Source organism: Streptomyces sedi (assembly GCF_006335015.1).
Lineage (GTDB): Bacteria > Actinomycetota > Actinomycetes > Streptomycetales > Streptomycetaceae > Streptomyces > Streptomyces sedi.
The window spans coordinates 306076-329052 of the sequence record NZ_VDGT01000002.1; the positions used below are offsets into that span (position 1 = coordinate 306076).

The 22977-nt window shown below is 70.5% G+C and carries 20 protein-coding genes; 11 read left to right on the forward strand and 9 right to left on the reverse strand.

What is annotated here, in order from left to right; genetic code table 11:
• The first annotated feature begins 10 nt into the window (after nt 1–10).
• Nucleotides 11–1783: a cellulase family glycosylhydrolase gene (locus tag FH715_RS04240; RefSeq protein WP_246108539.1), complete on the forward strand. Its 1773-nt coding sequence runs from the start codon at nt 11–13 to the stop codon at nt 1781–1783.
• A gap of 107 nt (nt 1784–1890) precedes the next feature.
• Here FH715_RS04240 and FH715_RS04245 read toward each other — a convergent pair whose 3' ends face one another.
• Nucleotides 1891–2259: a VOC family protein gene (locus FH715_RS04245; protein ID WP_139640789.1), complete on the reverse strand. Its 369-nt coding sequence runs from the start codon at nt 2257–2259 to the stop codon at nt 1891–1893.
• Nucleotides 2260–2350: 91 nt separating this feature from the next.
• Between FH715_RS04245 and FH715_RS04250 the strand changes: the two genes are divergently transcribed.
• The 6 genes from FH715_RS04250 to FH715_RS04275 all read left to right on the forward strand — a co-directional run bounded on the left by FH715_RS04250 (nt 2351) and on the right by FH715_RS04275 (nt 8503).
• Nucleotides 2351–3298, forward strand: coding sequence for a helix-turn-helix transcriptional regulator (locus tag FH715_RS04250; RefSeq protein WP_139640791.1), 948 nt, complete (start codon nt 2351–2353; stop codon nt 3296–3298).
• Between the two features lie 412 nt (nt 3299–3710).
• Complete coding sequence (locus FH715_RS04255; RefSeq protein WP_139640793.1) at nt 3711–4928, forward strand: amino acid ABC transporter substrate-binding protein; 1218 nt, start codon at nt 3711–3713, stop codon at nt 4926–4928.
• Between the two features lie 7 nt (nt 4929–4935).
• A complete protein-coding gene (locus tag FH715_RS04260) occupies nt 4936–5820 on the forward strand; it encodes a branched-chain amino acid ABC transporter permease (RefSeq protein WP_139640795.1) in 885 nt (294 codons plus the stop codon).
• The gene (locus tag FH715_RS04265; protein ID WP_211367421.1) at nt 5804–6967 is read left to right on the forward strand and encodes a branched-chain amino acid ABC transporter permease; all 1164 of its coding nucleotides are present in this window, start codon (nt 5804–5806) and stop codon (nt 6965–6967) included. The genes FH715_RS04260 and FH715_RS04265 overlap by 17 nt, the downstream gene beginning before the upstream one ends.
• Entirely contained in the window at nt 6964–7716 is a 753-nt protein-coding gene (locus FH715_RS04270; protein ID WP_139640798.1) for an ABC transporter ATP-binding protein, read from the forward strand. The genes FH715_RS04265 and FH715_RS04270 overlap by 4 nt, the downstream gene beginning before the upstream one ends.
• Nucleotides 7706–8503: an ABC transporter ATP-binding protein gene (locus FH715_RS04275; RefSeq protein ID WP_211367423.1), complete on the forward strand. Its 798-nt coding sequence runs from the start codon at nt 7706–7708 to the stop codon at nt 8501–8503. The genes FH715_RS04270 and FH715_RS04275 overlap by 11 nt, the downstream gene beginning before the upstream one ends.
• A gap of 154 nt (nt 8504–8657) precedes the next feature.
• Here the strand turns inward: FH715_RS04275 and FH715_RS04280 are convergent, their stop codons facing one another.
• Both FH715_RS04280 and FH715_RS04285 read right to left on the reverse strand, forming a co-directional pair.
• Complete coding sequence (locus FH715_RS04280; protein ID WP_139640800.1) at nt 8658–10523, reverse strand: 2OG-Fe(II) oxygenase; 1866 nt, start codon at nt 10521–10523, stop codon at nt 8658–8660.
• Nucleotides 10520–11458, reverse strand: coding sequence for a leucine-rich repeat domain-containing protein (locus tag FH715_RS04285; RefSeq protein ID WP_139640802.1), 939 nt, complete (start codon nt 11456–11458; stop codon nt 10520–10522). Before FH715_RS04285 ends, FH715_RS04280 begins: the two co-directional genes overlap by 4 nt.
• A gap of 163 nt (nt 11459–11621) precedes the next feature.
• Here FH715_RS04285 and FH715_RS04290 point away from each other — a divergent pair, with 163 nt between their 5' ends.
• Entirely contained in the window at nt 11622–12080 is a 459-nt protein-coding gene (locus FH715_RS04290; RefSeq protein ID WP_139640804.1) for an ASCH domain-containing protein, read from the forward strand.
• A gap of 80 nt (nt 12081–12160) precedes the next feature.
• Here FH715_RS04290 and FH715_RS04295 read toward each other — a convergent pair whose 3' ends face one another.
• From FH715_RS04295 to FH715_RS04310, 4 genes are all read right to left on the reverse strand, one after another.
• Nucleotides 12161–13612 carry a twin-arginine translocation signal domain-containing protein gene (locus tag FH715_RS04295; protein WP_139640807.1) on the reverse strand — a complete coding sequence of 484 codons (1452 nt, stop codon included), beginning with the start codon at nt 13610–13612 and terminating at the stop codon, nt 12161–12163.
• Between the two features lie 48 nt (nt 13613–13660).
• Nucleotides 13661–14542 (reverse strand): carbohydrate ABC transporter permease, encoded by an 882-nt coding sequence (locus tag FH715_RS04300; RefSeq protein ID WP_425472663.1) that lies wholly within the window; start codon nt 14540–14542, stop codon nt 13661–13663.
• A complete protein-coding gene (locus FH715_RS04305; protein WP_139640809.1) occupies nt 14539–15525 on the reverse strand; it encodes a carbohydrate ABC transporter permease in 987 nt (328 codons plus the stop codon). The genes FH715_RS04300 and FH715_RS04305 overlap by 4 nt, the downstream gene beginning before the upstream one ends.
• A gap of 252 nt (nt 15526–15777) precedes the next feature.
• A complete protein-coding gene (locus FH715_RS04310; protein WP_246108540.1) occupies nt 15778–17031 on the reverse strand; it encodes an extracellular solute-binding protein in 1254 nt (417 codons plus the stop codon).
• Between the two features lie 360 nt (nt 17032–17391).
• On the opposite strand from FH715_RS04310, the gene FH715_RS04315 reads away from it, so the two are divergent.
• From FH715_RS04315 to FH715_RS04325, 3 genes are all read left to right on the forward strand, one after another.
• Complete coding sequence (locus FH715_RS04315; RefSeq protein WP_246108541.1) at nt 17392–18948, forward strand: beta-N-acetylhexosaminidase; 1557 nt, start codon at nt 17392–17394, stop codon at nt 18946–18948.
• Nucleotides 18949–19014: 66 nt separating this feature from the next.
• Entirely contained in the window at nt 19015–19980 is a 966-nt protein-coding gene (locus FH715_RS04320) for a glycoside hydrolase family 16 protein (RefSeq protein WP_139640814.1), read from the forward strand.
• Nucleotides 19981–20141: 161 nt separating this feature from the next.
• Nucleotides 20142–20993 (forward strand): GntR family transcriptional regulator, encoded by an 852-nt coding sequence (locus FH715_RS04325; RefSeq protein WP_139640816.1) that lies wholly within the window; start codon nt 20142–20144, stop codon nt 20991–20993.
• Nucleotides 20994–21002: 9 nt separating this feature from the next.
• Here the strand turns inward: FH715_RS04325 and FH715_RS04330 are convergent, their stop codons facing one another.
• Entirely contained in the window at nt 21003–21596 is a 594-nt protein-coding gene (locus tag FH715_RS04330) for a 3'-5' exonuclease (protein WP_139640818.1), read from the reverse strand.
• Nucleotides 21597–21814: 218 nt separating this feature from the next.
• The gene (locus FH715_RS04335; RefSeq protein WP_139640820.1) at nt 21815–22858 is read right to left on the reverse strand and encodes a LacI family DNA-binding transcriptional regulator; all 1044 of its coding nucleotides are present in this window, start codon (nt 22856–22858) and stop codon (nt 21815–21817) included.
• Nucleotides 22859–22977 lie beyond the last annotated feature (119 nt).

Consider the following 22977-nt stretch of genomic DNA (forward strand, 5'->3'; position numbering starts at 1 on the left):
AGGGGCGCACGTGAAGAGCCGCGCACGACCCTCGTTGACCCCGCCCACCGCGATCCTCACCGCGGTCCTCACCGCGGTCGGACTGGCCGTGCTGCCCACGGCCGCACACGCCGAGCCCACCGCCCCCGCGGGCGGCCCTCCCGCGGTCGCCGACGCCGACGCCGGCACCGGTACCGACGCCGCCCCCGCCTCCGCCGAGGAGACCGTCGCGGCGATGCAGCCGGGCTGGAACCTGGGCAACACCCTCGACGCCACCGGCGACGACGAGACCTCCTGGGGCAACCCGCGCGTGACCCAGGAACTTCTCGCCGCCGTCAAGGCCGAGGGGTTCAACAGCGTGCGGGTACCGGTGACCTGGACCCAGTACCAGGGCGAGGCGCCCGACCACACCATCGACGCCGACCACCTGGCCAGGGTGCGGGAGGTGGTCGACATGGCACTGGCAGAAGACCTCCACGTACTGGTCAACGTCCACCACGACTCCTGGCAGTGGGTGATGGACCTGCCCACCCGGCACGACGAGGTGCTCAACCGGTACACCGCGACCTGGACCCAGATCGCCGAGGCGTTCGCGGACGCCCCGGAGGAGGTGCTGTTCGAGAGCATCAACGAGCCGTTCTTCGAGGGGAGTTCGGGAGACGCACAGAACGCCGAGCTGCTCCACGAGCTGAACGCGACCTTCCATGAGATCGTGCGCTCCTCCGGTGGCCAGAACGCCGAGCGGGTGCTCGTCCTGCCCACCCTCCAGACCTCGGCCGACCAGGCGCGTCTCGATGAACTCAACGCGACGTTCGACGAGTTGGCCGACCCCAACCTGGCGGCCACCGTCCACTACTACGGCTTCTGGCCGTTCAGCGTGAACGTCGCCGGCTACACCCGCTTCGACGAGGAGACCAGGGCCGACCTGACCAGTATGTTCGAGCGGGTGGACCAGAGCTTCGTGTCACGTGGCATCCCCGTGATCCTCGGTGAGTACGGGCTGCTGGGCTTCGACCGGCACACCGGGACAGTGCAGCAGGGGGAGAAGCTGAAGTTCTTCGAGGCGTTCGGCGCCGAGGCCCGCGACCACGGCGTCACCACCATGCTCTGGGACAACGGCCAGCACCTGGACCGGGTGGGCGGCTTCGGCTGGCAGGACCCGGCGCTCTTCGCGCACATCTCCGCGAGCTGGGAGGGCCGTTCGGGCACCGCCTCCAGCGACCAGGTGTACGTCGAACGCGGCGCCGACCCGCAGGACGCGACCCTCGTCCTCGAACCCAACGGCAACACCCTCACCGCCGTCACCCACGAGGGGCAACCCCTGACCGAGGGCGCCGACTACACCGTCTCGGATGACGAACTCACCCTGCACGCGGCACTGTTGGGTGAACTGACGAGCAGTCAGGAACACGGTGTCAACGCCACGCTGGATTTGGAGTACTCCTCCGGCGTGCCGTGGCAGGTCCAGGTGCTGGTCCATGAGACCCCGACGCTGGAGTCGGCCTCCGGCACCACCGACGAACTCCTCGTCCCCGCCGCCTTCCTCGGTGACCAACTGGCCACCATGGAGGCGTACTACGACGACGGCGGCATCGCCGGGCCGCAGGACTGGACGCCGTTCAAGGAGTTCGGCTACACGTTCGACCCGGACTACGAGGCCGGCACCATCGCGCTCACCGCCGAGTTCTTCGCCGAGGTGCGCGACGGGGCGACGGTCGAGCTGACGTTCCACTTCTGGAGCGGCGCGACGGTGGACTACACGCTTACCACCTCCGGCTCCACGGTCACCGGCTCGCCCGCCTGACCGCCGGTACGCTCCGGCGCGGGCGCCCCACTCCCCCCGGGCGCCCGCGCCGGTCCCGTGCACGGGGAACTGGTCAGACGGTCACCGGCCCCCTGCGCGGGAACTGGTCAGACGGTGGCGGCGACCACCCGCAGCAGGTTGCCGTCGGGGTCGGCGGCGACGAACGTGCGGCCGAAGACCGTGTCGGCCGGTTCGCTGACCACGCGGACGCCCTTCGCCACCCACAGAGCGAACCGGCGGTCGAGCTCCGCCGGGTCGTCGGGCAGTTCGAGGCAGACCTCGCTGGTGCGCGGCACCGCCGAGGTCACCTCGGTGAGCTGCCCGCTCCAGAGCGCGAGGCTCGCGCCCCCACCGAGGGCGAACGCGACGTAGCCGGGGGTCTCGAAGGTGGGCGCGATCCCCAGCAGGTCCGCGTAGAAGCGGGTGGCTTCCGGTGCGTCGTTGACATAGACGATGAACACGATCGAGGAGGACATGGCTGTTCCTAGCGTCGTTGTTTCCGGACGAGAGGACCCTGCCGGTCATTCCTGACGGAACCTGTCGTGTTTCTCTGGAACTCTTGGCCCCGTGACTCCGGACCGCTTCTTCTCGCTGCTGTTGGTGCTCCAGTCCCGGGAGACCACGACGACCGCCGAACTGGCCACCCAGGTCGGCGTGTCGGTGCGCACCGTCCTCAGGGACGTGCGGTGGCTCCAGGAAGCGGGCTTCCCCGTGCTGGTCAGGCGCGGTCACGGGGGCGGGGTGACGCTTCTGCCGGGTGGTCTCCTCGACACCGCGCGGCTCACCCCCGGTGAACGGGACCACCTCGCGCTCTACGGACTCGACGACACGCAGCGCGAGCAGTTGGGCGCCTCGACCGACACCCGGCGCGCGCACCGGAAGGTGCGCCCGGCGCCGCCCCCGTCGGGCGGCGCCGCGCTGCCCCTGAGCACCGTCGTCACCACCGACAACAGCCCGTGGTACTCCCGCGACATCGAGGGGCTGCCCCCGGCGGCGCTGGTGTCCGACCTGCGGCGTGGCGTGCGGCTGCGCGTCAACTACCGGCGGGCGGAGGAGAACGAGGCCACCTGGCGCGTCGTCGACCCCTACGGCCTGCTGGCCAAGGCCGGCCGGTGGTATCTGGTCGCGGACTCCGTGGGACGGCCCCGGCTCTACGCGCTGGAGCGGCTCGTCGACTGGGAGCCGATGCGGGCGGCCAGGCGGCACCGCCAGGGCGCGACCCTTGCGGGCGTCGCGGCGGAGCTGACGGCGCGGTGGGAGAACCCGGAGGAGTTCACGATCCACGCCGTGCTCGAAGCGCGCCAGCTCGGCAGGGCCAGAAGGCTCCTCGGCAGCCGACTCGCCGGTGTGGGCGAGGCGAGCGGGCCGTGGGTCGACATCACCGTCAACGCCCGCCATGTGGAGGACGTCAGGATGCTGCTGCCGTTCGGCGCCAGCGTCACCGTCACCGCCCCGGCGGAGGCCCGCGCACGCGTCCGGGAACTCGCGGTGGAGATCTCGCGGAACCACTCGTGAGTTGTTGAGTCGTTGTCCGGTAGGTGCGGGGGAGTGACTTGTGAGTGCTGCCCGGCAGGTCCCGTGGCACCGACCCGACCCGACCCGCCCGTGACCCGAGCCGACGACACCCGCCCGACAGCGCCGCGTCACGGCCCGGCCACGGCCCGGCCGTACCGCTGAGCACGCGCCGAAGATTACGAATCGGCACGATCTGTCGAGCGTATTGCCCGTTCCTTTACCTGGCCAGTACGGTACCCACTCAGCGGATGGAAAGCGCTTACCCAGCCCGTTGCGCGCATGTCTGATCAACCGCCGTCACGGCCAGGCCATAGCTCTTCCCCTTTCCCGCTCATCTCTTGTTCCGACTGTTCCGACTCGGTCCCCCCGCGACCTTTCCCGTTCCCTGAACAACGCAAGGAGCACCCCCTACATGGCCAAGCGGCGAAGGAGAGCCGTCTCCTGGGCTGCGGCGCTTTCCGCGTCCGTGCTTCTGGTGACGGCTTGCTCCGGAGACCCCCGGGGCGGTGACGAGGATGTCGTGCTGATCGGCGTCTCGTTGCCGCTGACCGGCGACTTCTCCGAACCCGGCAAGGGTGTCCAACGCGGCTACGAGGCGTGGGTCGAGTCCGTCAACCGCGACGGCGGGCTCCTCGGCAGACGCGTCGAGCTGAAGATCCTGGACGACCAGTCGGCGGCCGACCGGGTCGTCCAGGACTACGAGGCGCTGATCGCGCTGCACGAGGTGGACCTGGTCTTCGGGCCGTTCTCCACCCGGCTCGTGATCCCCAGTGCGCGGGTCGCCGAGGAGTACGGAATGCTCTTCGTGGAACCGGCCGGCGCGGCCAACGAGGTCTTCGAGCAGGGCTTCGAAAACCTCTTCTACGCCGCCCCCGCGATCGCCAACGATCACTACGACCATCTCGCCGACCACATTCTGTCGCTTCCCGAGGACGAAAGGCCGCAGACGGTCGCGGTCGCGTCGATGGACGACCCGTTCGCGCAGTCCACCGCCTACGGTCTGCGCGACCGGCTCCGCGAGGGCGGTCTGGAGATCGTGGTGGACGAGGAGTACCCGCCCAACACCACGGACTTCTCCAGCATCGCCGCCAAGATCAACGCCTCGGGCGCGGACATGGTGGTCGGCGGCACCCAGTACCAGGACGCGGTCAACATCATCGTCCAGCTGCGACAGCTGGACTACCAGCCGAAGCTGGCCGCGTTCTCCACGGCCCCCACCAACCCCGAGTTCTCCGCGGCCATCGGCTCCCGCACCGAGGGCATCGTCTCTCCCACCGGCTACACGCCCGACGCGCCCTACCCCTCCAACGTGGAGTTCGTCGAGCTGTACCGGGAGATGTTCGGCACCCCGCCGGCCGAGGACGAGGCCAACGCCTACACCACCGGTCAGGTGGTCGCCGCCGCCGTGGAGGCGGTCGGCTGCGCCGAGCAGGGCGAGTGCCAGGAGCGGCTCGTCGACTGGCTGCACGAGAACGAGGTGGAGACCATCGTCGGCCCACTGAGCTGGGACGGTCAGGGGCGCCCCGAGGGCGCGCACCTGATCCAGCAGTACGTGGACGGCGAGATCCGCATCGTGCTCCCCGGGGAGACCGGGGAAGCCGAGTTCCTCTACCCGAAGCCGGAGTGGTGAGCAGGGCATGGACGGAACACTCATCTTCCAGAGCCTGGTGCTCGGCGTGCTGCTGGGAGGGCTCTACGCCATCCTCGCCGCCGGGCTGACGCTCTACTTCGGCGTGATGCGGGTGGTGATGATCGCCCACGCCGCCTTCGTGATCCTGGCCGCCTACCTGGCCTGGTGGTTCCACGACAAGACGGGCATCGACCCGCTCTTCTCGATGGTCTTCACCGTGCCGCTGTTCTTCGGGATCGGCATCCTGATCCAACGGGTGCTGATCACGCGACTGCGGCCCGCGACGCTCACGATGATGTCGGTGCTGCTGACGTTCGCGATCGCGCTGCTGATCGAGGGACTGCTGGGCCTCTTCTGGTCCGGCACGCAGCGTCGCGTCCAACTGTCGTACTCGGGCAGCAACTTCGAGTTCTTCGGCGCCAGGATCGCGGTGGTCAAGCTGATCGCGTTCGGGCTCGCCGTGGTCTCCCTGGCGCTGCTGTTCCTGCTGCTGAAGAAGACCAGGTTCGGGCTGGCGCTGCGCGCCACCATCCAGCACCGGGAGGCCGCCCAGCTGGTCGGCATCAGGACCGACCGGGTGGCGGGCGTCGGCTTCGGGCTCGGCCTGGCCACGGCGGCCGTCGGCGGCACCGCGCTGTCGTTGGACGCCACCATCTACCCCTCGCTGCACTGGAGTTGGATCGGCCCGCTGATGGCGATCATCGTGGTCGGCGGGCTGGGGTCGATCCCCGGCACGGCGATCGCCGCGCTGGTCCTCGGCGTCGGGCAGAGCCTGCTCCAGGTCGAACTGGGCACCACCTGGGCGCAGACCGTGTTCTATGTGGCCCTCTTCGTCACGCTGATGCTCCGCCCCCAGGGATTCTTCGGAGGTCGCCTTGCGCAACGCTTCTGACACCGAGGAGAGAGTCGGCGGTGGCGTGGACGCCCCCCGCGCGGGAGGCGGCTTCACGCTCCCCGGCTGGTCGCGCCCGGCGGGGCTCGCCGTGGCGGTCGCGCTGGTGCTGCTCTTTCCCGAGCTGGTGCCGAACGCCTATGTGCTCTCCGCCGGCGTGATCGTGGCCTCCTACGCCTGCACGGCGACCGCCTGGAGCTTCATGGGCGGCTTCACGGGCTATGTCTCGCTCGGCCACGCCGCGTTCTTCGGCCTCGGGGCCTACGGGACCGGCATCCTGATCCGCGACCTTTCGCTCCAGCCGTTTCTCGCCTGGTTGCTGTCCGGGTTGATCGTGTTGGTGATCACCATCCCGATCGGAATCGCGGCGCTACGGGTGCGGGGCGCTTCGTTCGTGATCGTCTCGATCTCGTTCGTGCTGATCCTGCTGCTGGTCTTCCAGGCGTGGGAGGACTTCACCGGCGGCGCCAACGGGCTGAACGTCCCGCGTCCGTTCGCCGACCTGTACCGGCCGGACCACCACCGGATCTTCTTCTACCTGTTCGTGGCGCTGCTCGCGGTCATGCTGCTGACCTGGTGGGTCGTCGACCGTTCGCGTTTCGGCGCGGGGCTGAAGGCGATCCGGGAGGACGAGGACAAGGCCGAGGCGCTGGGGGTGCCGACCCGCGACTACAAGCTGGCGGCCTACCTGATCTCGGCGACCTTCACCGCGTGGGCCGGCGGGATGTACGCGCTGTGGTTCGGCGACCTGGACCCGATCTTCCAGTTCTCCATCCTGCTGGGCGCGTACATGGTGCTGATGGCGCTGCTCGGCGGCGTGCGGCACCTCCTCGGGCCGCTGGTCGGGGCCGTGGTGGTGGGCACCGCGCTGGAGTACTTCAAGCTGGAGTACGGCGACACCCAGCTCCATCTGGTCTTCACCGCCGTGCTGTTGGGCGTCGTGGTGCTCTTCATGCCGGACGGGGTCATCCCGGCGGCGGGCGCGCTGCTGCGCCGACTCGGCCCGCAGCAGTCCTCGATCCGGGAGATCACGGCCGAGGAGCTGCTCGAACGGAACAGGGCCGCGGCAGCGGTCGGCGGCGATGCCGACGGTCGTGGTGGCTCCGGCGTTGACGGGTCACGCGACGGTGAGGAGGACGGGCGATGAGTGAGCAGACGAAGCCGGCCACCGGCCTGGAGACCGTGCGCCTGACCAAGTCCTTCGGCGGGGTGCGGGCGGTCGACGAGGCCACCATCGCCTTCCGGGACGGTCAGATCAACGCGTTGATCGGGCCCAACGGTTCCGGCAAGACCACCTTCTTCAACTGCGTGACCGGAATGATCAAACCGGAGTCCGGTTCCGTCCTCTTCCGAGGGAAGGAGATCACCGGCCATCCACCGCACCGGATCGCGCGCGGCGGCATCGGCCGCAGCTTCCAGCTCTGCCGGATCTTCCCCCGGATGACCCTGCTGGAGAATCTGCTGGTCGCCGTCCGCCCCACCGGGCTGCGGCAGCTGCTGGCCCCCTCCCGCGAGGCCGGGGCGATCGAACGGGCCCGCGGCCTGCTGGTCCGCGTCGGCCTCGACCACCTGGAGAACGCCGAGGCAGGCGCCATCTCCTACGGGCAGCAGAAGCTGCTGGAACTGGCCGGGGTGCTGATGTCCGACCCCGACACGATCATGCTCGACGAGCCCGCCGGCGGCGTCAATCCGTCGCTGATCGGCCGGATCGGCTCGCTGGTCAGGGAGTTGAACGCCGAGGGCAAGACGTTCCTGATCGTCGAGCACAACATGGAGATGGTGATGAGCCTCTCCGACCATGTGGTCGTCTTCGACCGGGGCCGGCCCATCGCCGAGGGCGCGCCGTCGGTGGTGCAGGAGGACCCGCGAGTGCTGGAGGCCTACCTTGGCGTCTGAGGAGAAGTCGGGGGCGAAGCCCAGGGAGAAGGACGGGACCACGCGGCAGGCCGAACGCCCGCTGCTGGTGCTCGACGACGTGTACGCCGGCTACGGCCGGGCCGCCATGGTGCTGCGCGGGCTCTCCGTCGAGGTGCCGCCGCGCACCGTGGTCTGCCTGGTCGGACCCAACGGCGCCGGCAAGTCCACCGTGCTCAAGGTCGCCAGCGGACTGCTCCGCCCCCGCGAGGGGCGCGTGGTCGTCGACGGCGCGGACGTCACCGGCCAGGGGCCGCAGCAGATGCTGCGCTCCGGGCTGGCCCACGTGCTCCAAGGGCACAGCGTCTTCCGTGAGATGACGGTCGAGGAGAACGTGCTGCTCGGCGCGTACACGCTGCGCGACAAGGCGCGGATCGCGGAACGGGTGGCGTTCGTCCAGGAGTTGTTCCCCATCGTGGGGGAGCGGTGGAAGCAGCTCGCCGGGCTGCTCTCCGGCGGTCAGCAGAAGCAGGTGGAGTTCGCCCGTTCGCTGATGATCGACCCCAAGGTGGTGCTGCTCGACGAGCCGTCGATGGGCCTGGACCCCAAGACCACGGCGACGGTCTTCCAGCAGATCGTCCGGATGCGGGACGCGGGCACCGCCGTGCTGCTCGTGGAGCAGAACGCGCGCCGCGCGTTGGAGACCGCCGACCTCGGCTGCGTCCTCGACCTCGGCCGCGTCCACATCTCGGGCCCCGCCGCCGAACTCCTCGCCGACCAGCGCCTCTCCGAGCTGTATCTGGGAGGCCGGCCCAAGTCGACGGCGTAGCGCTCCCCCGCGCGGCGGGCCCGTCCGCCGCGGTGTCCTCGGCCAGTGCGGCCGGGGCACCGCGGCGACGCCGGACGCCGCGGGACGGGAGAACGCCGGCGAGCCACCGGTGGCCGGTGTCTCGCGGGCGTGGGACCCGCGTCGTTCAGAAGGTTCAGAAGGTGTCCCTGGAGGTCTCCGGGATCAGGTCCTCGGGAAGCTCCTCAAGCGCCTCGTACCACGGCGAGTCGTCCTCGCCCTCGTCACGGATTCCGAGATCGTCGATGTCGATCGCCGGCACGGGTATCTCGGTCTGCCGGTGACTGGGCTGACCCGCCTGCCAGTTGTTGCGGAAGAAGTCGAACTGGAGCCGGTAGCACCCTTCGTGTTCGCTGAAGAGAATGGGTGGCACGAGGAAGTCGGCGGTGCCGATCGTGGCAGTGACATCCAGGTAGTTCAACGGGCCGCCCCCGGCGTTCCAACACGCGGCGAAGTTCACCGGAGCCAGGGCTCGGCTGCCGAGGACGTGTATCTGGTTGCCCCGTATCACGAAGCGCTCCGGGTCGAGGGCGACCTCCTCTCCCATCATCAGGATCGGCGCGGGCATGAGGTGCGCCCGGGCGAAACTCTGACCTTCCTCGTAGAGATCGATGATCTCGTAGTGCCGGGCTGGGGCGAAGTGGCGGTACTCGTGGAAGGGGCAGCAGGCGCCGTTGCTCTCCTCGGGCGCGGGGAAGAAGTGCTCCTTGTCGACAGTGCTGAGAGCACTGGTGTCACCGTCCCGCTCCGCGAGGAGTTCAGGGATCCACGCGGTGTCCCGGGCGTGGATCGTCTCGGTGGCGGCGACCTCGCGGAAGGGCCGGCCGCCGAGGTGGCAGTTGAAGTAGTCGAGCAGGGTGAGCGCCGCGCACTCGGCTAGGCCGGGCGTGGGGCGTTTGCGGAACCAGAAGTCGTGGCCGTCGGTGACGAAGCGGACGCCTCGGAAGTTCTTGTGGGCGTAGGCGGTGGGTGTGTCGGTGGGGGCCAGCCCGCTCCAGTGGGCGGCGTTGACACGGTTGTAGCAGGCGTCGGCGTAGCGGGCGAGTTCGGGGGCGAAGACACTCTGACCGGTCCAGTAGGTCGCTTTGCTGAACAGGGCGCCGATCTCCGGGTCGTGGGTGGTGTCCGCAGGCGCGTCGTAGATGAGCTCGGTGCGGAGGAAGACCTTCCGGCCGTCGCGATAGGGACGCCCCTCGTGCTCGTGACGCTGGTCGAAGATCACGACGCTGAACGCCTCGATGTCGCGGAACTCGGCCACGTCCGTGATCTCGAGCGCCGGTTCCCCCGTGCCACCGGTGAGATAGAGCAACAGCGTGCTCCGGGAGACCTGCCCGCGCGCGCCGTCGTAGTAGGGGGTGTCCCGGTGGCGGTGGAAGCGGTCGTCCTCCGGCTCGAAACGATTGCAGCGGAAGACCGGGTTGACGTGCGAGAACCGATGCAGCTCGTCGTCCGGCAGGGCTTCCCGCACGGCTCCGGTCAGGGCTTCGGCCAGCTGAGCGGAGTGGAAGATGAAGCGATCCCCGCCCCGGGTGGCCGCGTTGAGTGGGGGGACGTACAGGCCCAGCGCGTCCACGCCCTCCAGCCGTTGCCGCGCTCCGTCCGGCAGGTCGAGCGCGAACTGGTGTGCTCCGGGGGCGACTCGGCGCGCGTCGCGGAGGCGCAGGTCCAGTGCCGTGTCGGCGAAGAGACGGTCGAGGGGGACGATGTTCTCGAAGGAACGGAAGGACAGCTCGGCCGGATCGACGAAGACGGCCGCGAGGTAGGGGGCGCCTTCGCTGGGGCGTGCGAACAGGTCCCGCACGTCCTCGTCGAGCCGGTCCGTGTCGACAAAGCGAAGGGCTTTGTGACGTGCCGTCGGGTGCCAGGAGACCGACAGCCCGTCCAACGTCGTCGCGGGCTCGGTCTCGATCGTGTCGACCCGCGCCCGGTAGCGTTCCACCTCCTCGGCGGACGCCTCTCCGGTGGACAGGGTGAAGAACTGGTCGCGGAGTGTGAGGCTCACACGGTCCTCCAGAGGATGCGCAGGGCGAGGGGAAGCTCCGTAGCGTGGGCGAGGCGTCGCGCGCCCGCCTGGGAGACGTCGGGGCGATGCAGCGACAACCTCCGCAGCGAGCCGGCGAACGGCGCGGCCAGCAGCGCTTCCGCGCCCTGCTCGCCGATCGCGTTGTACCGCAGGTCCAGCTCGGTGAGCCGGGTGAAGGACGCGAGGGCGGCGACTCCCGGCGCGGTCAGGGCGTTTCCCTGAAGGTGAAGCCGGGTGACGGAGCCGAAGCGGCCCGACTCCGCGAGCGCGATCAGCCCCTCGTCCCCGAGGGCGGTGTACCGCAGATCGAGGGCGGTGATCACGTCGGGGAAGGTGCATGTGGTCAGTGCCTTCGCGCCCGCGTCACCGATGCGCAGATATGCGCAGCTCAACGAGGTCACCGCGGTCAGGTCGAGCCGAGCGAGCGCGTCGGCCTCGCGCGCCTCGATCAACGGGAGGGGAATCGGCTCGCCGTTCTCGTCGAGGTCGTCGTACCAGTCGTCCTCGTCCTCGTCCCCGTCGTCCTCCATGCCGTCAGGACCATCGGCCGCGCCGCTCAACCGGACCGCTGTCACCAGTGGATGTGACGACAGCGCCTCGGCCAGCCGCTCGGGCGCGCGCTCGGACCAGTGCAGGGTCAGCCCGGTAGCGAAGCCGTGCTGCCGGCTCGACACCGTGACCCCCTCGGGAACAGCGCTGTCCCGCCCCGCAGCATGCTCCTCCTCCAAGGCCGCGATCTCCCGCTCGACCCTGGCGCGCGTCGCAGGCGGAGGCCCGGCGGCCAGCCGTTGCTGAAGGCGGATCAACGCGCCGCGCGCATCGCCCACTTCCGTCAACCGATGGCCGTAGCGCTGCCACGCCTCGGGGTCGTCGGGGCACTCCCTGAGCGCCCGCTCCTCAGCCGTGTCGTACATGCGTGCGATTCTAGTGGGGGCCACTGACAACCAGTCAACTTCTGGCGAGCCACGAAGGGAAGACCAGGAAGGAAGGAGGGGCCGGCCCTGTGGGCATGGCACCGCCCTCCGCGTATCGTCGCCGGCGCAGGGCCGCGCACGGGCGCGCCGTTACCGTGGACGTGTGACCTCCGACCCCACCCCGCCGCCCGCGGAGCTCGCCTCGCTGCCCCGGGCGGAGTTCGCGTTCCCCGGGCCGCTGCGCGACCGGCTTGTCGCGGCGATCCTCGACGGCTCCAAGACCACCACGACGGGGCTCCTCGCCGACTACGCGCACGAGGGGGAGCCCCTGGCGGAGGTCGGAGGCCGTTCGGTCGTTGTCGACTCGGACGACAGGGCGGTCGCCGTCATCGAGGTGACCGACGTGCGCGTCGTCCCGTTGGCGCGGGTGGACCTTCGCCATGTCCTGGACGAGGGCGAGGGGGACACCAGCGTGGCCGGGTGGCGGGCGGGACACGAGCGGTTCTGGCACGGCGAGGAGATGCGCGCGGCGCTGGGCGACCCCGCGTTCACCGTGGACGACGCGACCCCGGTGGTCCTGGAGCGCTTCCGCCTCGTCGCCGACCTGCGCGGCACGGGCTGACCGGTCCCGCCGGTCCCGGCTCCGCCGCCCACGTCCGACCCCGGCGCCCACGTCCGGGTTCGGCCCGCCCACGGCCGGGTTCAGACGAAACGCAGGCGGTTCTCCCGGTCGTTGCGGGCGACATACAGCGTGAGGAACGCCTGGCCGGCCATCGCGCCGATGCGGTGTTCGCGGCCGTAGTACGTGTTCTCCCCGGGCTCGCCGTAGGTGCGGCCGTCGGCGAAGCGGTCCATCAGCCGCAGCTGCTCCTCGTTGTGCAGCCGCTCCCACTCGGCGGCCGGCGGTTCGATGCCGGTGTCCTGGCCGGTGAGGGAGACCAGGAGGTCGAAGTTGCCGAAGTAGTGGGGGAAGTGGGTGCCCCAGTCGTTGCCCTCGGGGTAGTGGATCGCGCCGGAACCCGGCTGGTAGATCGTCGTGGTCGTGCCGTCCTCGGTGGGGAACGGCAGGTCGACGAGCGCGGAGTAGACCCGGGGGATGTTGTGCAGGGCGGCCAGGGGCGCGCCGCGGTCGGCGAGGCCGTAGACGAAGCCCTGGTAGAGGCTCTGGTCGAACGAGACCATGTAGAGCGGGTGCAGCCGGTCGTGGTTGTCGAGGGTGCCGTCGTCGGCGATGTTGGTGCCGCGCAGCCAACTGGACAGTTCGATGCCGTTGACCGTCTCGCCACTGGTCAGGTCGGCGGGGCAGGCCGCCGCGGAGGCCAGCAGCTCGATGTTGCGGCGCTGCCAGGCGGCGGCGTTCGGGTGGTTGGGGAGCATGACCTCGGCCAGCGAGAGCACGGCGGCGCTCCAGCTGTTCTCCTCGGCCTTGCTGTCGCCTGGCGTGACCACCGTGCCGTCGCGTCTCCGCTCGTACAGCTGGTGACCACTGGTCCCGACCAGATAGAGGTCATTACCAGTGGTCAACCTGTCGGCCTCCCAGACCGTCATCGCGACGACATGGGCGCGTTCGGTGGTGTCCAGTTCGTCCCAGAAGAGCCAGCCGGCCAGCGCGGTGTAGTACGCCCACAGCGCGGTCTGCCAGCCGTCGCCCCAACGCGTGCTCTGGTCCTCGTTGTTGGCCAGATGGCGGGCGGCGAGGGTGCGGATCAGGTTGCGGGTGCGGATCGTGGCGTTGGCGGCTGACAGGTCGCGAGGATCGTAGACCCCGGTGGTCAGCGCGGTGGTCGCGGCCACCGCTGCCATGGCGGGGAGGCGGATGGCGCGCTCGTCGGTGCCGCGCAGGTCGATGTAGCCGTCGGGGAGGTAGGTGCGGTAGGTCCCCGCGTACCAGGGGCCGACGAGGTAGCGCGCGCTGCCGGCGAGGACCGTCGCCGTGCGGCTGCCGGCGGGGTCGGTGGCGGCGTAGTCGCCGAGCCCGGCCCAGTCGATCGGCACCACCCCGGAGGAGGCGGCGCGCGGGGCGCCCGCGGCCCGCAGGGCGTGCGCCGGGGAGGGCAATCCCAGCGCGGCGGTGGCGCCGAGGGCCGCCGAGGCGCTGAGGAGACCGCGGCGGGAGAGGCGGGGCGGGCGGTGGGAGGGGAGGTCGGCGGTCATGGCGCTCCTTTGGTCCGGGGGACGGTGCGGCGCGGGGTGCCCGCGCGTTCACGCCTTGACGGCTCCCGAGGCGAAGCCCGAGGTCACCTGGCGTTGCAGCAGCAGGAAGATGAGGAGAGCCGGGATGGCGAAGAGGGTGGAAGCCGCCATCGTGGCGCCCCAGTCGGTGCCGAAGGTGTTCTGGAAGGAAGTGAGCCAGACGGGCAGGGTGCGACTGTCCTGATCCTTGATGATCAAAAAGTTGGCATAGGCGAACTCGTTCCATGCCGTGATGAAGCCGAAGAGCGAGGTCGCCATCAGCCCGGGGGCCAGCAGCGGGAAGACCACCCGCAGGAACGCCTGCGGGCGGGTGCAGCCGTCGACCTGGGCCGCCTCCTCCAACTCCTCGGGCACGGTGGCCAGGAAGTTGCGCAGCACCACGATGGTGAAGGGCAACGTGATCATGAAGTAGATCAGGGTCAGCCCCGGCAGCCGGTCCAGCAGGTCGGCGTCCCGGTACATGATGTAGATCGGGATGATCAGCGACTCCCACGGCGCCATCTGCGCGGCGAAGATCAGCAGCAGGAAGGCGCGCCTGCCGCGCCAGCGCATCCTCGCCACGGCGAAGGCCGCGGCGAGGGCCACGACGAGCGAGAGCAGCACGGCGCTGACGGTGAGCATCAGGCTGTTGCGCCAGAACAGCCAGAAACCGTCACTGCTGATCGCCGTCCGGAAGTGTTCCAACGTCCAGCTGGTCGGGACCAGTTGCGGCTCGTCGGTCTGGATGTCCGTCGCGGGCTTGAAGGCGGTCGAGAACATCCAGTAGACGGGGAAGACGCAGAAGACGAAGACCCCGACGGCCAGCGCCGAACGCAGCGGATGGCGGCGCTGCCGGCGCCGCAGCGGCGGCCGGGCGTCGGTGGGCGCGGACGACGACACGACGGGGGTCACAGCTCGGCCTCCTGCCGGTAGAGCTGGCGGAAGTAGACGACCAGCACGGTCGACATCAGCAGGACCGTGATCATCGAGGCGGCCGACCCGAGGTCGTAGCGCTGCTGGGAGAGCGCGGTCTGCACGGCGTAGACGGGGAGGATCGTGGTCGCGTCGCCTGGCCCGCCCTGCGTGATCACCCAGATCTGGACGAACGCCCGGAAGGTCCAGATCACCTCCAGGCAGAGCACCAGTAGAAAGATCGGCCGCAGCATCGGGTACGTGATCGTGCGGAACGCCTGCCAGGGACCGGCACCGTCCAGTCGCGCCGCCTCGTGCAACTCCCTGGGCACGGTGGTCAGTCCGGCGTAGAGGGTGATGGCGGCGAACGGGATCGACTGCCAGACCACCAGAAAGACCACGATGGCGAAGGCCGCGGGGCCGTTGGCAAACCAGGGATAGCGGTCGAACGAGTCGAAGCCCAGACTGGTTAGTGACCAGTTGACCACTCCGTACTCCGAGTGGAACATCCACTGGAAAACCGTGGTCGCCGCGATCACCGGCATTCCCCAGGCCAGCACCAGACCACTGAGCACCATCGTCCTGCCGAACCGCCCCAACCGTTCGACCAGCAGGGCGACCAGGGTGGAGAGCACCATGATCAGCACCACGTTGAGCGCCATGAAGAGGAAGGTGCGGCGGACCACCTCCCAGAAGAGGGAGTCGCCCAGCAGCTCCGTGTAGTTGTCCAGCCCGACGAACGGCGCGCCCCCGTTGATGAGTTCGCGCAGCTGGAAGTCCTGGAGCGAGATCAGCACCCCGCGCAGCAACGGCACCAGCAGCAGCGCCGCCGCGCCCAACACCGTGGGTGCGATCAGCAGATAGGGCCACCATCCCGAGCCGCGCGGCCGGCGGTCGGGGCGGGGCGTGCTCTCGCTCCGCGGGGTCTCGGGAACGGTCGCGGACGGCGTGGCGCGCCGCGGGCGCCGGCCGGTGGCCTGCATGGGACTCCCTTCGACTCCGCCGGGCCGCCGACCGGCGGGGTCGCCGACCGGTCCGGCGGTGGGCCGGGCGCGGGCCCGCCCTCGGAGGGCGGGCCCGCTCGGGGAACGGGACGTGAAGGAACCGGAGGGGACCGGACCGGAACCAGGGCGGACCGGAATCGGTGAGTACCGGAACGGGGGAGGCGAGAACGGGCTGGTGGTGGGGGCGTGCGTCGGTGCTTTCGGGCGCGCGGACCGGGGTGGGGGAGGGCGCTACGGGTTGAGCGCCCTGGTGATGACCTCGGAGGCGTCGCGCGCGGCGTCGGCCGGATCGGAGCCGGTGAGCACCGCCGTCAGATACTCCTTGATCGGGTTCTCGGCCTCGACCGCCGCCCAGGCCGGGGTGTTGGGCGTCGCCCGGCCGTTGGCCGCGCCGACCGCCATCGCCGCCACGCCGGGGTCGTCGCCGACCTGGTCGACCAGCGTCGTCTTGTTGGGCACATAGCTCATGGCGCGCGACAGTTCCTGCTGCCAGCGTTCCCCCGTCAGTTCCTCGACGAAGGTGAAAGCGGCCTCCGGGTCGTGCGAGGCGGCCGGGATGACGAGGTCGGAGCCGCCGGTGAAGACGGCGCCCGGGGTGTCGGCGGTCTTGCCGGGGATCGGGAAGAAGCCGATCTTCCCCTCCAGCTCCGGGTTGCGCTCCACGATCAGCTTGGCGCCCCCGGGCACGGCGATGATCTGGGCCACCTCGTTGCCGGCGAAGACCTCGACCTGCGGGGGTTCGGCCTCGTCCGAGTCGCGCGGGCCCTGCCCGAGCGCCTGGAGCCGCTCGTAGAACTCCATGCCGGCCAGGGCCTCCGGGGTGTGCAGCGCCCCCTCCCAGCCGTCGCCGGTCTCCACGGCGAGTTCGCCACCCTCGTCCCAGATGAACCCGGACAGTGCGTACCAGTTCTGCCCCGGCAGATAGATCCCCTGCTGACCCTCCGGCTCGTTCAACTGCTCGGTGGCGGCCAACCAGGCGTCACGCGTGGTCAGTTCGTCCGGGTCGACGCCGGCGGCCCCGAAGAGGTCGGTGCGGTAGATGACCACCCGGTTGGCCGCGTAGTAGGGGATCCCGTACTGGCGGTCGTCCACCGCGCCCGGCTCGGCGAGGCCCGGCAACCAGTCCTCGCCCCCCAACTCCTCGACCCGGTCGGTGAGGTCGGCGACCCCGCCGCTGGCCGCGTACTGGGCGACCTGGGTGTTGCCCACCTCGATGACATCGGGGGCGTCGTTGCTGGCCAGTGCTGCGGTGACGCGTTCGCCGATGCCGTTCCAGTCCTGGATCTGCACGTTGACGTCGATGTCCTGGTGCGCGTCCTCGAAGGCGGTGACGAACTCCTCCTGGAACTCCTGGCTGACGCTGTCACGCATCAGCCAGACGTCCAGCGTGACGGGGCCGTCGCCGTCGCCCGAAGAGCCCCCGCAGGCTGTCAGGGCCATGGCGCTGGTCAGGACGGTGGCACAGGCCAGAGGACGGAACTTCACGGGTCACCTCGGGTGGGGGAGGGCGAAGGAGACAGGCGTGATTGACCAGTTGGCTTGGCTGTGGGGCGTGGTAAGCGTTGAAAATGGCATAGACCTTTGGGGTCGTCAAGGCTGTGCGTGATTTCCGGTTCGACCGGGGAGTGCCGCGAACTACCCCTGCGGCATGGGGGTTTGTCACCCATGGCGACCGGCGGCGGCCTCCGGGAAGCGAGGAGTACCGTGCCCTCGCCGCTCTTGACAGCGCTCCACGGGGGCTGCCACTTTGCTTTACCAGCTCCGGCTTCCTGTTTACCAGTTGGAGAACCAGACGCACGTCTCCTCGTCCGTGGACCCCGGGCCGCCCGCCATCCGGAGGCAACCGTGCTCATTCCGCTGCCCCACCACCTCCTCGAACGCACCGGCCACTTCCACCTGACCACCGACACCGCGCTGCGCCTGACCCCCGGCACCGAACCCGTCGCCGAGCTGCTGCGCACCGCCCTCGGCCCGAGCGCGGGGCTGCCGCTGCCGGCAGCGGCCGACGGCGCGTTGTCGCTGGTCATCGATCCCGCGCTGAGCGGTCTCGGCCCCGAGGGCTACGGGCTCACCGTGGGATCCGAGGCCGTGTTGCTGCGCGCCGGCACCCTCGCGGGCCTGCGCAACGGCGCCACCACGCTGCTCCAGCTGCTGCCCCCGGCCGCGCTCGGCGCCACCCCGGTGCGCGACGTCGTCTGGCGGCTGCCCCGCGTGGAGATCACCGACCGGCCGCGCTTCCCCTGGCGCGGGGCCATGCTGGATGTCGCGCGCCACTTCCAGCCCCTCTCGTTCCTCAAACGGTTCGTCGACCTGCTGGCACTCCACAAGTTGAACGTCTTCCACCTGCATCTCACCGACGACCAGGGCTGGCGGATGCCAGTCGCCGCCCATCCGGCGCTCACCGAGATCGGCGGCTGGCGCGCGGAGTCGATGGTCGGCCGTGCCGGCAGCGGACGCTTCGACGGGATCCCGCACGGTGGTTACTACACCCGCGGGGAGCTGACCGAACTGGTAAAGCACGCGGCCTCGCGCGGAGTGACCGTCGTTCCCGAGATCGAACTCCCCGGTCACACACGCGCGTTGCTCGCCGCCTACCCGCATCTCGGCAACGACCCGACCCGCCGCCTCCCGGTGTGGACGGAGTGGGGCGTCTGCCCGAACGTGCTCGGGGTCTCCGACGCGGCGGTGGAGCTGTGCCGCGAGGTGTTGGCCGAGGTGATGGACGTCTTCCCCGCCGAGCACGTGCACATCGGCGGCGACGAGTGCCCCGTCGTCGAGTGGGAGAGCAGCGAGGCCGCGCTGGCCAGGGTCCGTGCCGAGGGGCTCTCGGGACCTGCCGCGCTGCGCGGCTGGTTCCTGCGGCGGATGGCGGCCTTCCTGCTGGAGAACGGCCGCACGCCGGTCAGTTGGGACGAGGGCGAGGAGGCGGCGCTGCCGCCCGAGACCCTGACGATGTCCTGGCGCACCGGGGAGCACACCGCGCTTGCCGCCCGGCGCGGTCACCGGGTGGTCGCCACCCCCTGGGACCGCACCTATCTGGACTACCCGCGCTCCGCCGACCCGGCCGAACCGCTGGGTCAGGACGGGGTGGTGACCTTGGACGCCGTCGCCGGCTTCGACCCGGCACCCGCCCGGCTCCCGCACGCCGAAGCGGTGCTCGGCACGCAGGCCCAGCTGTGGACCGAGTTCGCCCCCACCCCCGACGACGTGGAGTATCTGGCCTTCCCCCGGCTGGCCGCGCTCGCCGAGGCGGCCTGGAGCGCGCCGGGCGCGGCCCCCGCGCGCGGCGCTCGTTCCCTCAGCGAACGACTGGTAAAGCACGGCGAGCGACTGGACAAGCTCCGCGTGAACCACCGAACCCCGCGTCGCCCGCCGGCGCCCCAGGACAGCCCGCTGGGCTGACCACCGGCACCGAGGGTGAACGCGCCCACCGGAAAACCCCAGCCCACTCCCCGGAGGAGAACCCCCATGCGTCACCGCACCCGCACGCTCACCCCCCGGCGCTGCGCCGCCCTCGGTGCCGGCCTTGCGCTGCTCGCCGGCCTGGGTGTCGCCGGCACCTCCCAGGCGGGCGAACCGAAGGACGAGGCGGAGAACGCCACCGCGCCAGGCGCCGTCGAACCGCCGGCGCAGGAACTCTTCGACGACTTCAGCTACTCGGCCCACGACGACCCCGCGCTCTCGCAGCACGGCTGGGTGGTCCGCACCGGCGGCGGCGGGCCCGGCGTCCCCGGGGCCGGCTGGCTGGCCGAGAACGTCACCTTCGCCCAGGACGAGGGCGGGACCGTGCTCAACCTGGAGTCCGGAACGGACGGAACCCCCGAAGGCACGGAGCAGACCGAGGTGTTCACCTCGGCGGTCAAGTTCGAGCAGGGCACCTACGCGGCCCGGGTCCGCTTCTCCGACGAGCCGCGTTCGGGCCCCGACGGCGACCGGCTGGTGCAGACGTTCTTCTCCATCAACGACCTGCGGGCGCCCATGGACCCGGACTACTCGGAGTACGACTTCGAGTATCTGCCCAACGGCGGTTGGGGCGAGACCGACCACACGCTCTTTACCACTTCCTGGGACACCTACCGGCCCGATCCCTGGGAGGCGGTGAACACCCATACCAAGGAGCAGGACAGCTTCGCCGGCTGGCACGACCTGGTCTTTACCATCGACGAGACCAGTGTCCGCTACTACATAGACGGCCGGCTCTTCGCGGAGCACGGGGAGCCCTATCTGCCCGAGCGCCCCATGTCGATCAACTTCAACCAGTGGTTCATCGACCTGCTCGGCCAGACCGACACCACTCCGCGCGCCTACGACCAACAGGTCGACTACGTGTACTACGCGGCCGACACGGTGCTCAGCCCCGACGAGGTCAGCGAGCGGGTGACGGCCCACCGGGACGAGGGCACCGCGTTCACCGACACCGTGGCGGCGCCCTGAACGGTGCGTGGCGGTCGGTGAACACCCGCGCCCGTTAGTGACTCACAGTGACAGAATTGTCGGCGCTGGGCGAACGCCCAGCGCCGACGGTTACAACGGGTCATATTCTGGTCAACGTGAGCAGCCGAGACCGGCGCCAGCCGAGTGCGGGGGAGTAGGACATGACCAGACGTTCACCCGGAGCGGTACTCAAGCGGGACAGGGTCCGCGAGCATCTGCTCGAACTCATCGAGGAGCGCCGCCCAGGCGACCCCATCCCCTCCGAACGCCTGCTCTGCGCGCGGCTTGAGGTCTCCCGCCCCACCCTGCGCGTCGTCGTCGACGAACTGGTGGCCACCGGTCAACTGGTCAGGGAGCACGGCAGGGGAATGTTCATCGCCCCGGGGAAGATCACCCAGGAACTGGTTCCGGGAGTGGGCGACTCCCTTACCGCCCCGCTTGCCTCCGGCAGCTGGTCAAGCAGGGTTCTCCAGTTCGCCGTCCAGGCGGCGGGCCCCCGGGTCGGCCGCAAGCTCAGAAGGTCCCCGGCGGAGCGGGTCTTCGCCGTCGCGAGGCTCCGCCTGGTCGAGTCCGTGCCCATGGCGATCGAGTACCTGCATCTGCCGGTCGCCGTGGTACCCGGACTCAAGGAGAGCGACCTGGCCGTCGGCGACCTCTACGACCACCTGCGGGAACGCCACGGCGTCCAGGTCGGCGAGGCCACCCAGTCCATCGAACCGACCGTGGTCAGCGAGGCCGAGGCCGGACTGCTCGACGTGCCACCCTTCTCCCCGGCGCTGCTCTTCGGCCGGGTGACCAGCGACATCTTCGGCCGCGCCGTCGAGTACTGCCACTCGCTCTACCGGGGCGACCGCTACCGCATCGTCTCGCGCCTCTCCCTGCGCGACGGGTCCCCGTCCGGCACCGCCTCGCCGCCCGGCGGCGGCCACCACCCCGGCATCCCGCCGGGCGACACCGCCACGGTCCGCCCCGTGCTCTCCGCCACCAGCGGCGACATCCACCGCACGGACTGAGCGGGGCTCCTAGAGGCAACCCGCCGGCAGGGCATGGCCGTCCGCGCGGAGACGGCGCAGCGCCGCCGCCAACGAGTGGGCGTCGAAGAGCGCCGAGTGCTCGGCACCGTCCGTCGGGCGCGGCAGACCCAGGCTCTTCCACAGCCGGCCCGAGTTGACCGTCGCCGTCTCCGGCGCGAGGGTGTTGATCCACGGCCGGATGTTGAGGAACGGGGTGGTCAAAAACCCGCGGTCGAGCACCTCTCCCCGCGCCCGTGCCCAGCCGACGTTCTCGCCGATGACCGCCATGTCGTTGCCGTAGGAGAGCGCCGCCTCGCTCCGGCAGAAGGCGAAGAACGCGCCGAGCGCGTCGGCCGGCGCCCTCCCCTCCCGGTCCACGTCCTCCTGGCGGACCCCGGTCAGCTCCACGAAGTACGGTGACAGCCGTGGGTTGACCACTGGCTTGACCAGTGCCTCGAACTCGTCCCGAACGGTCAGTTCCTCGTCGAGTCGCACAGCGCCGATCTGGACGATCTCGCGCAGCTGTCCCGGCAGTGACCAGTCGCCGTCCGCCGCGCCCTCCCAGGTCGTGAACTCCAGGTCATAGACGACAAGGGACGCCATCGCGCTCGCTCCTCCACCGCCCGCGTCCCTCGCGGGCGCGGACCTCTCCGATCGTTCGAGGCGCCCGATGCTATCCCCACCGGACGTGTCCTGGGACGCGCGGTCGGAGGGCCGCACGGCGTTCCGGCCGGTCAGCCGGACGCCACGAAGCGGCCGGTGCGAGGGCTCTGCCCGGCCGGAGGCGCCGGGGGCGGAGAGAGAGCTGGTCAGCGAACTGGTCAACCCTGCTGGCCGGCGACGGTCGAGTCGCGGACCACCAGCTGGCCCGGCACCAGCTCCACCCCGTGGGAAGGGCGCCCTTCGATCGCCTCCATCAGGCGCAGCGCGGCGGTACGGCCCACCTCCGCCAGATTCATGTCCACGGTGGTCAGGGGCGGACGCGTGGCCGCCGCCATGACCTGCCAATTGTCATAGCCGGCCAGTGCGATGTCCTCCGGTACCCGGCGTCCGGCCTCCCGCAGTGCGTCCGCCGCCCCCCGGGCGATCTGGTCGCTGCCGCAGAAGACCGCGTCCACGTCCGGGGCGGCGCGCAGCGCGGCGTGTACACCCGCCCGGCCCCAGGCCTCCGACCACTCGCCGAACAGCGTCCGGCCGCCGGCGAGTCCGAGCCCGGCCTCGTTCAGGGCGCGCTCCGCGTGGGTGGCCCTGACGGTTGCCGCCGCGTGGTGCGCGGGCCCCGTCACATGCGCGATCCGCCGCCGCCCGGTGGCCACCAGGTGCTCCACCGCCAGCCGCGCGCCGCCCGCGTCGTCGGGCACCACCGAGGCGTCGCGCTCGTCCGCCGAGGGCCCGAACGCGTACACCAGCGGCACCGGGGAGGGCAGCGACAGCGGTGAACGGGCGTCCGTGCGGCGCCCCGTGACGATCAGCCCGTCGATGCGGCGGGCCAACAACGTGCGCACATAGTGCTGTTCACGGATGGAGTCGCCCCGGGTGTCGCAGAGGAAGACGGAGATCCGGCCCGCGCCCAGGGCATCCTCGGCGCCGAGCAGCACCGGCAGGCTGAACCGCCCGACGCTGTCCGTGGTGAGCAGCCCGACGGTGTACGTGCGTCCCGAAAGCAGGCTGCGGGCCGCCTCGTTGGGGTGGAAGCCCAGCCTGTCGGCCGCCTCGGCCACACGCTCCCTGGTCTCGGGGCGCAGGTTCCCCCGCCCGTTGAGCGCCTTCGACGCGGTGCCGGGGGAGACCCCGGCCAGCGCCGCCACATCGCTGAGTGTCGCGGCGCGCCGCTCTCCCGCTGCCGGACGCGGCGTTCCCGTCATGAAGCAACCCTTTTCCTTCGCCTCGACACCCCGGACGGTCGAGCGGGTGCCGGTCATCATGCCACGCGGTTAACCAGGGTGACCACTGGTCTGTTGACCTCCCTGGCGGTCGTGGGGAA